The organism is Acinetobacter sp. YH1901141 (assembly GCF_013416935.1).
GTDB lineage: Bacteria > Pseudomonadota > Gammaproteobacteria > Pseudomonadales > Moraxellaceae > Acinetobacter > Acinetobacter towneri.
This window is the reverse complement of the sequence record NZ_VPEY01000022.1, coordinates 1-14,104: the sequence shown is the minus strand read 5'-3', so window position 1 is coordinate 14,104 and position 14,104 is coordinate 1. Positions and strand designations below refer to the sequence as shown.

The window sequence follows — 14,104 nt, the reverse complement described above, 5'->3', positions numbered from 1 at the left end:
TGTAAATGCTGCGCAAAATGTACTGAATAACGGTAAAATTGCACTCAATACAACCACCTTAGGTTCATTATCAGCATCTTTAGCAACTCAGCTCAACAGCTTTAGCTTAAAAGGTGATACTGTCACTGTAACTGCAGTTATCAAAGCCTCACCAGTGATCGCTATTAATAATGGTAAGCTTGCTCTTGCATCTAAATACACTTTAGGTACAACTGATGGATCAGGTGTATCTGCTAAATTTAAAGTAACCCAATAAGCAAGAAAAAAGAGCTGCTGAGAAGCAGCTTTTTTTATCATCTGGAAAAAACATGAAAAAAATATCCACTATTCTGGGATTATTTTTAGGCAGTGCCTCTGTAAGCTATGCTGCCCCAAATGACCTGTATCTAAGTGCGAAAAACTTCAATTCACCTCATAATTCTGCTCTTGAACTCGATCTTGCCATCGATGCTGTGAATGACAGAATTGATATCTTTGATATGCGTGAAAGTGAAGGCATTAGCGATAAATCCGCGGGTGATTACCAGGGTTTTCATCTATCTGGCCAATATGAGCTCAATCCTCAATGGTCCATTGAAGGAACTTACTGGCACCGTGAAATTGAATACAGTCAGGATACGAATGAAATTGAGAGTGCGTTATTGGCTGTGCGCTATAGCCCAGCACTCCCATTGAAAAAGAATGATGCTCTCAGTTTCCGTGCTAGCATCTGGGGTAACACGGCTGATACGCTATCGAAATCTACCCCGACACAGGTCAATCAACAAGTATTTAATCAGGTTCAGGTGCATAATCCGGAAGACTTACAGCTACAACTTGATGCCATCTTCTCGCGTAAACTGGATCCGATGAATCAGCTGAATGCTTTTGCCAGTGTGGGTTATAGTAAAGTTAAAGTCAGTAATATTGATATCCAGGCCACACTCGCAGGCTGTTTAATGGATATTTCAGTTAATGGTAATAATCAATATTCAGGCCAGTTAGCTGCTCCTTGTTCCAATGAAAATATTACGGTCAATGATTTGTATAAACAGGGCAATGCCAATGAATTTGGTTTTGATATCGAGAAAGACCTAAGTTACGATGCCTATTATGCCAATCTCGGGGGGTCATGGAACTGGCGCTATCGTCAGTTCGAAAGCCAGCTGGCTTATCAATACCAGCGCTTGTGGCGTAACGATATCGATGATCGTGTGAGTAATTTTGGCAACTCCCCGATTAAGGACAATCATACTTTGGGTGCCAAATTCAGCTATGACTTTAGCCCGCACGTCACCGGGTTTATCGAAGGTCAGGTGTTCCAGCGCAATTTTGTTGGTGATATTCCCTTCCTCTATAATGGTGTTACCGCTTCACGTTTAGACAAACGTTATGGTTTAGCCTCAGTGGGGATCACCCTACACGGTTTCTAAACTGCCTTTATTGATAGGGGGTTATAGCCAGTCTGATTTTAAACAGAGGTGGTCCCACTTGTTTGAACAACTAAAAGCGTATTTATAAGTGATATTCCGCTCTAGTTAAGCCACCTTGTTTTGTTGGGGTAGTTGATCATAGTAAAACTCATTTGGTGTCCATTTGTATAAGAATATGCAACCGTGTAACCAAGATAGGTTTTTGAGTGGATTTTTGCAATGTGAGTTGTTGAATATTATTGTAAATTTCAAAAGAAAATTCTTTAACAATAGGTGAGTATTGCGGTGGTGGGCTGATTTCAGCCCACCGATCATTTCAAATTAATCATCATCCTTATTGGCTTTATAGGCATAAGCATAGTTATAGCCATAGCCATAACCGCCCGCTTCACGTTGAATATCATTTAAAATAAAGCCGTTGACTTTCACGCCAGTTTGTTCAAAGCGGTTGACAGTCAATTCAAGCTCTTTCATTTGCGTCTTGGCATAACGTGCCACCACTAAATTCACACCTGCATATTGTGAAATAATAATCCCATCGGTGACGGAAAGAACTGGCGGGGTATCAATCAGAATATGGTCAAACTGGCTCGACAAGTGCGTGAGCATGTCTGCAAATTTTTGCGTACTCAACAACTCTGAAGGATTGGCAGGGCTTTTGCCGCGGCTTATGATGCTTAAATTTTCAACTTCAGTACTGCGTACAATGCTGCCTAACTCTTGCTGACCATTCAGGTATTCGGTTAAGCCAGGCTTAGGGTCGTAATTAAAGTATTTGTGCATATAACCACGACGTAAATCGGCATCAATCAATAATACGCGCTTATCACTTTGCGCCAAAATAGTCGCTAAGTTAGTTGAAATAAACGATTTACCCAATTCTGGTGCAGGGCCAGAAATCATAATGATATTGTTTTTGGCACTGCTTAAGGCAAAGTGAATGGCAGTACGCATGCTGCGCAGGCTTTCAATGGCAATATCATTACTATTTTTAACCGCAAGAATAGGAATATTCTTTTTCTTTTTCAGAATTTTAATAAGGCTTTCTTGCACAGGTGAATGTGGCACAGTGGCATAAACAGGTAAATCCAGTTCATTTTCAATTTGATTCGAGTCTTTAATACCTGAGCGCAACATATTACGCAGTAAGGCCAACAATGTGCCCAGAAAACCACCTAAGAAAACCGACAAAATTAAAATTTGTAATTTCTTTGGTTTAATTGGCTCAATCGGCTCTACTGCAGTATCGACAATACGCACATTGCCAATTTCACCTGCTTTGGCAATCCGCAGCTGTTGGTAAGAGTTAAGCAAGCCTGTATACAGCTGTTGTTTGACTTCTACTTCACGGAACAGTTGTAAATATTGGCGTTGTAATTCTGGCAAGCGTTTGAGCGTGCCGTCTAACTCTGCAATGCGTTTGTTAATTGCCCCCAGTTGCGCATTCATTTGCTGCATGACAGGGTGTTCGTTGGTGTACTTGGCCGCAGCTTCAGCCACTTGTTGCTCTAACTGCGCTTTTTGGGTTTCCAAAGTAATACTTTGGGTTAAATATAACTCAGACTCTTTGGTCACATCGACTGTATTAAATTGTTGGCGGAAACGGTTAAATTCACGTTCTGCCACATCTAATTGTTGTTTCAGTTCTGGGAGTTGGTCTTCCAAAAACTTTAAGGTCTGTGCTGTTTCTGCACTATGACGCTCAATATTTTGTTGGCTATACGCTGCTAAAATGGCATTCAGTACTTGGGTAATGTGTTGTTTGTCTGACCCTTGGTAATTCAGCCCCAACACGCCTGTTAACTTGCCTTTTTCTGCTACTGAATAGTTGGCAGTTAAGCTTTTCATGGCAGCAGGAAGGCTTTGCTTTCGGATGTTATAGGCATCGTTAAAGCTGTCTTGACTAAAAATTGCGACTTTCCACAGCCCAAATTCAGACTGTAATTGACTGACTTGGTTTAAAGGTGCAGAAAAAACCACCTGTTCGGTTGCTGCATCGGTTAGGCTGTATTTGCCTTGTGCAAATTTTAAAATTAAGTTTTTATCTTGAAAATATTGCGGGATATCGAACTGGCGGATATCAAAACTTTTTTGATTGTCTTTAAATAGCACTGACTGAGATGAATATTCACTGTCATATTCATGCTTGGCAATTAAACGATTCCAGAAACTGTCTTCTGTACCCGAAACGCGAATATTTAAATTTAGATGATCAATCACGTTACCCAACACCAAACGTGATTTTAAAATTTCAATTTCAGCTTGTGCAGGTGATTTCTGCTCAATCATATTGGACAGATCACCCAATAACGCTGCAGAGGCCCCTTTACTGTCCTCAACCTGTACCAAAGCATCTACTGCATAGGTGTCTGGCGTAGTTCTTAAATACAGTAAAGCGCAGACAATACTGAGTAGAACGCAAAGGGTAATCATTTTCCATTGTGCGATTAAGGAAAAAAATAATTCCTTTAAATCAATGGTATCTTCGGTGTTGGCGGTTTGGCTCATAGTTTAAATATCAAAAAAGTAGAATTTTAAAAAAGCTAGAATATCAAGAAACTAGATATATTTTTTCCAGTCCGCAATATAGGTTTGAATCAACTGACAGGTTTCATCAAATACGGCCTGATCGTGCTGATAGGGGTCGGCCACGTTTTTACTTTGCCAGTGCCCCAGTCTAAAAGTTTTGCCTTTAGCAAATGGCCAAGTTTGTTCCACATGCTTTTGTTGATTTTGGCTCATCACCAAAATCAGGTCGGCTTTTTTAATTAAGTCTGCATTGAGTTTTTTTGCCACGTGTGGACTCATGTCAATGCCGTGACGTTGCATACATAAACGAGCTTTGTCATCGGCTGCATGACCCACCAAGCCTGAAATACCCGCAGATTCAATCTGTAAGTGTGGGTACTGCTGTTTTAAAAAGTATTCTGCCATGGGGCTACGGCAAATATTGCCAATACAAACCACCAAAATGTGATTAATTTTCATTAGTTCCCTAAACGGTCTAAATTATATAAAGCATTTGAGAATGGAATCATTTGATTAACCACACGTTGCCAGCGGGCCAAGCCTGAAGCATCGACATAGACAATATCATTGCTGCGCATTTTAAACTGATTGGCCAGACCAAAGTCGGCTATGCTGGTTAAATCCATGTGATAGACTTCTGTCTGTGCTGCATTCGGCTGGCTACGGACCACATAAATTTTACTGCGGCTGGCAGATAGTGGGTTTAAGCCTAGGCTCTCACCCAATACATCGCTTAAGCTCATGCCTTGATCACGCATAGGAAGCGATTGATTTTTACCCGACTCACCCATCACATAAATTTTTTGGTTTTCACGGTTGTTGATATACAAGGTATCATTCGGCTGGATGAGTAAGTTATGCAATGACAAGCCTGCTTTTTCCAGTTCTACGGTATTGAGTTGATAGCTACGCCCCTGACGCACTAAAGTCATAGAAGCATTGTCACCTTGTTGGGCATTGACCCCGCCTGCCATACCTAAGGCGGTATACACACTGACAGGTTGATCATTTAAATAGAATTGCCCGCCTTTCATGACATTGCCTTGTACCGAGTATCGCTGCCCTTGGTAAGACAAGACTCGTACAATCACGTCTGGGGTTTTTAAATAACGTGCCAATTGACTGCGCAACTCACGATTCACTTGCGCTAAAGATTTACCTGCCGCTTTATAACGCCCGATAATCGGAAACTGAATATAACCCTGCGAGTCAATTTGATAGCCATTTGACTCAACGGCTTTTTCGTTACTAATGGTATTGGTTGGCGGGGTAATTTCAGGATATGCCCATAAATAGATAGAGAGAATATCGCCTGAACTTAAGGTGTATTGACGCTGTGGTGTATGAAATAAATGCGCATAGTCTTGTTGAATATTGTGAACTGCAGGCTGCACCGCTAGCATTGATTCTTGGGTGAGTTTAATCACATTGACCGCTGTACCCAAGTCGGTGGTATAGACCCCTTCATTTGGTAAGTCGTAGGTTTGTAAACCAGAGGTGACAGCGCACCCCGTAGTGGCAATGCCACATACCAATAAAATAGCCAGTTGAAAGTGTCGCACGCGAGATCCCATTATTTTTTTAAAATCGTTTTGGATAAATTGCCGTCATTTTACCGAACTTGTGAAAGAGGTATATAGCAATTTGTAACCATTTTGCATATTTGGCAGAATCTTAAAGCAGAAAAGAGAGTTCTTAAAAAATTATGAAGTTATTCTAAATAGAAAAAGTGAATATTAGACCTCTTGCGAAAGTATCGTTTTGCCTAATTTTTGAATTGGCTAAAACCTTATTAAATGTAGCTTTAGGCTGTTTAAATTTTGACTAACACAAGGTCTATTCAAAAAAATTATACATTGCAATCTTTTTCACGTCGTTTGAGCATAAATCATAATAGAAATTTCATAAATTTCTGCTAGTATTCCTGCCGAAAGATTCTCTCTTTATAAAATACAGATATAAATTAAAGGCGCTAAAATGCTACAACTCTCTGAGCTAAAAATTGCCGTTATTGGTTTAGGCTATGTCGGTTTACCCTTGGCAGTTGAATTCGGAAAAAAATTGCCAGTGGTGGGTTTTGATATTCAGCAAAAACGCATACAAGAATTACAAAGTGGACAAGATCATACTTTAGAAGTGTCGCCAGAAGAACTTAAACAAGCGACACATTTAAGCTATTCAGCCAATTTAGATGACTTACGCAGCTGCAATTTTTTTATTGTGACTGTTCCAACCCCTGTAGATGAAGTGAACCGCCCTGATTTAACCCCTTTAAGAAAAGCCAGTGAAACATTAGGTAAGGTGTTAAATAAAGGAGATGTGGTGGTTTATGAGTCTACCGTTTACCCAGGTGCGACTGAAGAAGTATGTATTCCAGTCTTAGAACAAGTGTCAGGCTTAAAATTCAATCAGGATTTTTTTGCTGGCTATAGCCCAGAACGGATTAACCCTGGCGATAAAGTCAATACCCTAACCAAAATTAAAAAAATTACCAGCGGCAGTACGCCTGAAATTGCTACCCTTGTAGACCAAGTCTATGCCAGCATTATTACTGCAGGTACACATAAAGCATCTAGCATTAAAGTGGCTGAAGCAGCCAAAGTCATTGAAAATACCCAGCGCGATTTAAATATTGCCTTGGTGAATGAACTTTCGGTGATTTTCTCGCGTATTGGTATTGATACTTTAGATGTGTTGGAAGCCGCAGGCAGTAAGTGGAACTTTCTACCGTTTCGTCCAGGATTGGTGGGGGGGCACTGTATTGGGGTGGATCCGTACTATTTAACTCATAAAGCAGAGGAAGTTGGTTATCATCCACAAGTGATTTTGGCAGGTCGTCGTATTAATGACAATATGGCGCGTTATGTGGCACGTGCCACCATTAAAAGAATGGTGAAAAATAATATTGATGTGACTAAAGCTACTGTTGGTATTTTGGGCATCACTTTTAAAGAAAACTGCCCAGATATTCGTAACAGTAAAATTGTAGATGTAATTAAAGAGTTCGATCAATGGGGAATTAAGGTTGCCGTGTGTGACCCTTGGGCCAATGCCGCAGAAGTCAAACATGAATATGGAATTGACTTGGTTCAGGTAGATGCTGAAAACCCTGTGGACAGTTTGGTGGTTGCTGTGGGACATCATGAGTTTCGTGCTTTGAGTCCTGAACAGTTACGTGCCTATGTGAAAGCCGAACAACCTGTATTGACCGATGTAAAAAGCTTGTTTAACCGTGATGAAATGATAGCACAAGGTTTTACCGTATTCCGTTTATAAGATTCACCCAAAATAGATTGTAGTAAAAATATGAAAAAATTTGCTCTGATTGGTGCAGCAGGATATATCGCACCACGACACTTAAAAGCAATTAAAGAAACAGGCAATACTTTGGCTGTCGCAATGGATGTTAACGACTCAGTTGGTATTATGGACAGCCATTTTCCTGAAGCTGAGTTTTTTACCGAATTTGAAGAATTTGAAGCCTATGTAGAAGATCAAAAGCTCAAAGGTGAAAAGCTAGATTATGTTGCGATCTGCTCACCAAACTATTTACATGCGCCACACATGAAATATGCTTTAAAAAACGGCATAGATGTTATTTGTGAAAAGCCATTGGTATTGAATTCAGAAGATTTAAACCTTTTATCTGAATATGAAAAACAGTATGGTGCAAAAGTAAACTCTATTTTACAGCTACGTTTACACCCTTCTATTATCGCGTTGCGTGATAAAGTTCAGGCTGCACCCGCAGGTAAAATTTTTGATGTAGATTTAACTTATTTAACCTCACGTGGTAAGTGGTATTTAAAATCATGGAAAGGAGTAGATAATAAATCGGGTGGCGTGGCAACCAATATTGGTGTGCACTTTTATGACATGCTGCATTTTATTTTTGGCAAAATTGTGAAAAATGAAGTGCATTATCGTGATGAAAAAACTGCATCGGGTTATTTAGAGTATGAGCGTGCACGTGTACGTTGGTTCTTGTCGATTGATGCCAAAAATTTACCAGAAAATGCGGTACAGGGTGAAAAATTAACCTACCGTAGTATTACCATTGAAAATGAAGAACTTGAATTTTCAGGTGGTTTTACAGACTTGCACACCCAAAGTTACCAACGTATTTTGTCTGGTAAAGGGTATGGCGTAGAAGAAAACCGTGCTGCAATTGAAACGGTTGAAGTGATTCGTGTTGCTCCAGTTGTTGAAAATCCAAGCAACCCGCATCCTCTATTAGTAAAAGTAAAATAATAAGGCAGAATGCGATGAGTTTTTATCAACATGAAAGTGCAATTGTAGATGAGGGTGCTCAAATTGGTGAGAACTCTCGTGTTTGGCATTTTGTGCATGTTTGTGGTGGTGCCAAAATTGGACAAGGCGTATCTTTAGGTCAGAATGTTTTTGTGGGCAATAAGGTCGTAATTGGCGATCATTGTAAAGTACAAAATAATGTTTCGGTGTATGACAATGTCACCCTTGAAGAAGGGGTATTTTGTGGGCCGAGTATGGTTTTTACCAATGTATATAACCCACGCTCGTTAATTGAACGTAAAGATGAATACCGTAACACCCTTGTAAAAAAAGGTGCGACTTTGGGTGCAAACTGTACCATTGTTTGTGGTATTACAATTGGTGAATATTCATTCGTGGGTGCAGGTGCAGTGGTCAATAAAGATGTACCAGCCTATGCACTTATGGTTGGTGTGCCTGCAAAGCAAATTGGTTGGATGAGTGAGTTTGGTGAACAATTAGATTTACCACTAGAGGGTGAAGCACAAGTTGTATGTGAGCATACAGGGGCGATTTACCGACTGAATGGTAAGGTTGTAACAAAAGAGCAGGTTGCAGCATGATTGAATTTATTGATTTAAAAGCACAGCAGTCACGTATTAAAGCTGAAATTGATGTGGGTATTCAGCGTGTTTTAACGCATGGTCAATATATTTTAGGGCCAGAAGTTACAGAACTAGAAGAAAGGTTAGCGGCTTATGTGGGCGCTAACTATTGTATTACTTGTGCCAATGGTACAGATGCTTTGCAAATTGCTCAAATGGCATTTGGTATAGGGCCTGGTGATGAAGTCATTACCCCAGGTTTTACCTATATTGCAACAGCAGAAACTGTGGCAGTGTTGGGTGCGACACCTGTATATGTAGATGTGAACCCAAAAACTTACAACTTAGATGTAGAAAAACTAGAAGCAGCCATTACACCACGCACTAAAGCGATTATTCCCGCAAGTCTATATGGACAATGTGCTGATTTTGATGCAATTAATGCAATTGCTGCGAAATATAATATTCCCGTGATTGAAGATGCTGCACAAAGTTTTGGTGCAACCTATAAAGGGCGTAAAAGCTGTAATTTAAGTACCGTGGCATGCACTAGCTTTTTCCCAAGTAAGCCTTTAGGTTGCTATGGCGATGGTGGTGCTATTTTTACCAACGATGAAGAGTTAGCGAAAGTGATTCGTCAGATCGCACGTCATGGGCAAGACCGTCGTTATCATCACATTCGTGTTGGGGTAAACAGTCGCTTAGATACGTTACAAGCGGCTATTTTGTTGCCAAAACTGGCAATTTTGGACGATGAAATGCAGGCGCGTCAGCGTGTGGCAGATACTTATAGCAAATTATTAAACGAAGCAGGCATTTTAACAACTCCATTTGTTGAAGCGCATAATATGAGTGCTTGGGCGCAATATACCATTCAGGTAGAAAACCGCAGTGAAGTTCAGGAGAAGTTAAAAGCTCAAGCTATTCCAACTGCTGTGCATTATCCAATTCCGTTAAATAAGCAGCCTGCTGTTGCAGATGTAAATGCAGTGTTACCTGTAGGGGATGCTGTTGCAGAAAGAGTAATGAGTTTACCGATGCATCCTTACCTAACTATTGAAGAGCAAGAAAAAATTGTTAACTCATTAAGGTAAAATGTATTTAAGGCTGTGGATATACTAATGAAAGAAACAAAGCATATTTTAATTATTCCGTCATGGTATCCACAATTTAGTGGAGATATTGGCGGAAGTTTTTTCAGAGAGCAAGCGATAGCACTTAGAAAAGCTGGGTATCAGGTTGGTGTTATTTATCCACAAATACGTAGTTTAAAAAATATTAAGAGCATTCTTAAAAAACCTTATGGCTTAACTTTAGAAAATGATGAAGGTGTTAATACATTCAGATGGTATACAGCAAATTATATTCCAAAAAGTAAAAAATATAATAAAAATCATTGGATTAAAGTTGCGTTAAAACTCTTTGATACTTATGTAAAGCAGTTTGGTAAACCCGACATTATTCATGTCCATTCAATGTTGTATGCAGGGTATGTTGCACAAACTATTAAGATTAAATACGGTATCCCTTATGTGGTTACAGAACATTCAACGGCATTCGCTAGAAGTTTGATTCCTTTAGATGAAATTAGTTCTCTAAAACAAATAGTGAGTAATGCTAAAGTTTGTATTGCTGTTAGTGAAGAGTTTTCATCGCTATTAAATAAATTATTTGAAACACAGAAATGGACTTATATTCCTAATATTGTTAGTGATGAATTTATTAGTTTTGAACAAATTTTAGATACAAAAGAATATTTTACATTTATTAATGTATGTTTCTTAGAAAAGAAAAAACGAGTTGATCTCTTGATCTCTTCATTTGCTAAGGCTTTTAAAGGTAATAAAAAAGTACGTTTAAAGATCGGTGGTGATGGTATTTTAATGTCTGAATTGAAGATATTGGCTAAAGAGTTGGGGGTAGAGTCGCAAATAGTTTTTTTAGGAAAATTAAGTCGTCAACAAGTAAAAGAAGAAATGGCATTATCGAATGCTTTTGTTTTATCTAGTGAGTATGAGACTTTTGGTGTTGTATTAGTAGAGGCTTTAGCATTAGGTAAACCCGTGATAGCAACTAAATGTGGTGGACCAGAATCTATAGTTATACCTGAAGTCGGATATCTAATATCAAAGAATTCAGAAAAAGAAATGATAGATTCGCTTTTAAAACTCTATCATAATTGGAATAAATTTAATTCTCTTCAAATTAGACAATATTGTTCGGAAAATTTTAGCGAAAAAGCTGTAATTGAAAAATTGACTAAAATCTATACAGAGCCTAACAGTTCAAATGAATAAAAAAACTATTTTAGGGTACTCTATAGGACCTGTTGGTACTGGGATTCTAGGGTTTATTAGTCTGCCGATAATTACTTGGTTTTATTCGGTAGAAGATATTGGACGTATTTCAATTTTTCAGATTTATATTAATTTTTGTATTTTGTTGTTTTGTATGGGACTAGATCAAGCCTATGTTCGTGATTATCATGAAAGTCAAAATAAAGCAGAATTATTAAAAAACTTAAGCTTCCCGATTATCATTTTGACCATCATCGTACTGTTGGGTATATTGTTTCTTTTCCCAAATTTTATTTCGTCACATTTATACGACATCAATAGTACCTATTTGTCTTCAATTACTATTTTAGCGTTTATTGCAGCTGTCATTTCAAGATATTTATCCTTAATTTTACGAATGCAAGAAAAAGCATTGCAATTTTCGATGAGCCAAATTCTGCCTAAAATTCTGTTTTTGATTTTTATTGTCAATGTTGTGGTGTTTCAAATTGTCAGAGACACCAATAGTTTGGTTACAGCCAACGCGCTTTCAGTGATTGCTGCATGTTTAGTTTATATCTGGAATACACGACATGAATTAAAAAGTGCATTGCAATCGCGTATCAATACTGAAGTGCTCCGTAAAGGCTTTATTTTTGGGTTCCCCTTGTTATTTAGTTCTTTAGCAGCGTGGGGACTAGGTGCTGCGGATCGATTATTTTTAAAAAACTATTCTACATTGTCTGAGCTCGGGGTTTACTCAGTCACTATGAGTGTGGCGACGGTTGCAATTTTAATTGCGGGGATCTTTAATACGATTTGGGCACCATTGGTCTATAAATGGCAAAGTACTCAAGGTATTGAGTTCGATAAGCTGAATAACATTGCAATTAATGTGGTTGCAATTATTTACTTTCTTGTGGTGTTGTCAGGGCTGTTTTCTTGGATTGTGGCATTTTTTTTGCCAGCACAATATTTCAATATTCAATATCTTTTGCCCGCCTGCATAATGGCGCCGATGTTGTATACCATTTCAGAAGTCACGGGAATTGGAATTTCACTGAGTAGAAGAACTGTATTTACGATGTTTGCTTCTTTAATCGCCATGACGGTCAGCATTGTTGTATGTTATTTCTTGGTTGCACCATTTGGTGCTAAAGGCGCAGCCTGTGCAACGGTTTTGGCATTTTTTGTTTTCTATATAGCGCGATCAGAATTTTCTAAACTGCTCATTCCTGAATTCAACTTCAGATCAATTTATATGGCGACATTACTCGTATTGTTGGTGAGTATCGCAAATTTATTTTTAATGGATATTTTGCGTTATTCCCTATGGATCATATTGTTATTCATTGGTTTTATTATTTTTAAGGTGCAGCTAGCTCAAGCAAAATTCTATTGTTTAAATTTTTTAAAGAGAAAATCATGAAATTTTTACATACAACTATGATGAAAACAGAATCATCAGGTATCTTAAACCAAATGTATGGGGAATCTATTGCAGCGCATGATAGTGGTATGGATTATAACGTAAAGATCTTTACCGAAGATACCTCAATTGCATCAAAATATTCTAAAATTTTAGAAGTTTATCGACCAAAGAAGAAAAATAAAATCTCGCGATGGGTTGAATTTCGTAGAGCCTATTTTAACTGGTTAGAGTCGCAACAAGATGAAGTGGACTGTTTCGTTTTAAGACATAGTCTTTATGACCCATTGCAGCTTAGTTTTCTTAAAAGAGTGAAGAAACCTGTCTATTTAGTGCATCATACTAAAGAAATCGAAGAGCTTAGAACTTCTGGATTAAAAGGTAAAATACTAAGTATTATTGAAACAATAGTTGGAAATCGGTCAATTCAATGTTGTGCAGGTGTAGTTGGGGTAACTAATGAGCTAATTGAATATGAAAAACAGCGTATTAATGATCCAGATAAGAAATCGATACTATATTCAAACGGTATTTTTTTTGAAAAAAACGAAATAATAGATCATCGAAAACCAGATATATTGGAAATACTATTTGTTGCGAGTTATTTCTACGATTGGCATGGTTTAGATCTGTTAATACAGTCAATAAAACAAAGTCATAACCAAAATATTCTGGTACATTTAGTCGGTAAGATTTCTGAAAAAGATCAAGTGACAATACAGAATGATCCAAGATTTGTTTGTTACGGTCATTTAAATTCAGATTCAATCGCTAAAATTAGTCAATCTTGTGTTATCGCTCTTGGCTCTTTTGCATTGTATCGTAAGAATTTAACAGAGGGTTCGACTTTAAAAGTTCGAGAATATTTAGCACTTGGACTACCAGTTTATTCTGGACATATTGATACCTTCCCGGATAACTTTAAATTTTATAAATTTGGAGAGTTATGTATAAATGATATGATTCAGTATGCGAATGAAATGATGTCATATCCTAAAGAAGTTATTCGGGATAGTTCAGAAAAATATATTTCAAAATCAATTTTACTTGAAGATTTTATTAAAAAATTAGAACGTTTAAACGAACCTGATTGAAAGACTTAGAAAGAATAAAAGGGATTTTGAGATAATCGTATGCTACCTTATTTTTTTATATTATTTATGGTTATTTTTTGGATTTGGATAGAACAAGTGTCTTTTTCTCGAAAAGCCGTTTTCTTCCCTTTATTTGTGTTGGTTACTTTTTTTAGTATACGTAATTTTTCTGTTGGGACAGATACAGTTGTCTATACTGATAAATTTAGAAATTCATTATCTGCTCATTACTATGAATTTAATCCAGAGATAGAGTTGGGTTATCAATTTATCGAATATTCTTTGTTGAATATCACAGATAATTACTTCTGGTTATTTTTTACTAGTGCATTGTTTGTGATTTCAATTTACTTATTTGTTATAAAAAGATTTTCTAATAATTATATCTTGTCAGTTTTTATTTCGCAGATTCAAATCCCAAGTGCAACACATTTGTAGTTAGTTGAAAAAGTTAGGTGTATTCATAGAATCATTAGACTTTTTCAACTCGCAATTGGAAAGCACACAATGAAGAAATACACCCAACTTT

General features: G+C 37.6%; 13 protein-coding genes. 9 read left to right on the top strand and 4 right to left on the bottom strand.

What is annotated here, in order from left to right:
• Positions 1 to 87 precede the first annotated feature (87 nt).
• Complete coding sequence (locus FTV52_RS11330) at positions 88 to 297, bottom strand: hypothetical protein (protein WP_179990829.1); 210 nt, start codon at positions 295 to 297, stop codon at positions 88 to 90.
• A gap of 11 nt (positions 298 to 308) precedes the next feature.
• On the opposite strand from FTV52_RS11330, the gene FTV52_RS11325 reads away from it, so the two are divergent.
• Entirely contained in the window at positions 309 to 1,412 is a 1,104-nt protein-coding gene (locus FTV52_RS11325; RefSeq protein ID WP_179990828.1) for a hypothetical protein, read from the top strand.
• Positions 1,413 to 1,733: 321 nt separating this feature from the next.
• Here FTV52_RS11325 and FTV52_RS11320 read toward each other — a convergent pair whose 3' ends face one another.
• The 3 genes from FTV52_RS11320 to FTV52_RS11310 are packed head-to-tail and all read right to left on the bottom strand — an operon-like array spanning position 1,734 to position 5,503.
• The gene (locus FTV52_RS11320; RefSeq protein WP_179990827.1) at positions 1,734 to 3,920 is read right to left on the bottom strand and encodes a polysaccharide biosynthesis tyrosine autokinase; all 2,187 of its coding nucleotides are present in this window, start codon (positions 3,918 to 3,920) and stop codon (positions 1,734 to 1,736) included.
• A 51-nt stretch (positions 3,921 to 3,971) separates the two neighbouring features.
• The gene (locus tag FTV52_RS11315; protein WP_178904563.1) at positions 3,972 to 4,400 is read right to left on the bottom strand and encodes a low molecular weight protein-tyrosine-phosphatase; all 429 of its coding nucleotides are present in this window, start codon (positions 4,398 to 4,400) and stop codon (positions 3,972 to 3,974) included.
• Positions 4,400 to 5,503 (bottom strand): polysaccharide biosynthesis/export family protein, encoded by a 1,104-nt coding sequence (locus tag FTV52_RS11310; protein WP_179990826.1) that lies wholly within the window; start codon positions 5,501 to 5,503, stop codon positions 4,400 to 4,402. The genes FTV52_RS11315 and FTV52_RS11310 overlap by 1 nt, the downstream gene beginning before the upstream one ends.
• 415 nt (positions 5,504 to 5,918) lie before the next feature.
• On the opposite strand from FTV52_RS11310, the gene tviB reads away from it, so the two are divergent.
• The 8 genes from tviB to FTV52_RS14845 are packed head-to-tail and all read left to right on the top strand — an operon-like array spanning position 5,919 to position 14,013.
• Positions 5,919 to 7,217 (top strand): Vi polysaccharide biosynthesis UDP-N-acetylglucosamine C-6 dehydrogenase TviB, encoded by a 1,299-nt coding sequence (tviB, locus tag FTV52_RS11305; RefSeq protein ID WP_179990825.1) that lies wholly within the window; start codon positions 5,919 to 5,921, stop codon positions 7,215 to 7,217.
• Between the two features lie 30 nt (positions 7,218 to 7,247).
• Positions 7,248 to 8,192 (top strand): Gfo/Idh/MocA family protein, encoded by a 945-nt coding sequence (locus FTV52_RS11300; RefSeq protein ID WP_179990824.1) that lies wholly within the window; start codon positions 7,248 to 7,250, stop codon positions 8,190 to 8,192.
• 14 nt (positions 8,193 to 8,206) lie between these two features.
• Entirely contained in the window at positions 8,207 to 8,794 is a 588-nt protein-coding gene (gene wbpD / locus FTV52_RS11295; RefSeq protein ID WP_178904567.1) for a UDP-2-acetamido-3-amino-2,3-dideoxy-D-glucuronate N-acetyltransferase, read from the top strand.
• Positions 8,791 to 9,870 carry a DegT/DnrJ/EryC1/StrS aminotransferase family protein gene (locus tag FTV52_RS11290; protein ID WP_179990823.1) on the top strand — a complete coding sequence of 360 codons (1,080 nt, stop codon included), beginning with the start codon at positions 8,791 to 8,793 and terminating at the stop codon, positions 9,868 to 9,870. The genes wbpD and FTV52_RS11290 overlap by 4 nt, the downstream gene beginning before the upstream one ends.
• A 27-nt stretch (positions 9,871 to 9,897) precedes the next feature.
• A complete protein-coding gene (locus tag FTV52_RS11285) occupies positions 9,898 to 11,073 on the top strand; it encodes a glycosyltransferase (protein ID WP_179990822.1) in 1,176 nt (391 codons plus the stop codon).
• On the top strand, positions 11,066 to 12,481 hold the full coding sequence (locus tag FTV52_RS11280; RefSeq protein WP_179990821.1) for a lipopolysaccharide biosynthesis protein: 1,416 nt from the start codon (positions 11,066 to 11,068) through the stop codon (positions 12,479 to 12,481). Before FTV52_RS11285 ends, FTV52_RS11280 begins: the two co-directional genes overlap by 8 nt.
• On the top strand, positions 12,478 to 13,575 hold the full coding sequence (locus tag FTV52_RS11275; RefSeq protein ID WP_179990820.1) for a glycosyltransferase: 1,098 nt from the start codon (positions 12,478 to 12,480) through the stop codon (positions 13,573 to 13,575). The genes FTV52_RS11280 and FTV52_RS11275 overlap by 4 nt, the downstream gene beginning before the upstream one ends.
• A 39-nt stretch (positions 13,576 to 13,614) precedes the next feature.
• A complete protein-coding gene (locus FTV52_RS14845) occupies positions 13,615 to 14,013 on the top strand; it encodes an EpsG family protein (RefSeq protein ID WP_373683425.1) in 399 nt (132 codons plus the stop codon).
• Positions 14,014 to 14,104: the final 91 nt, after the last annotated feature.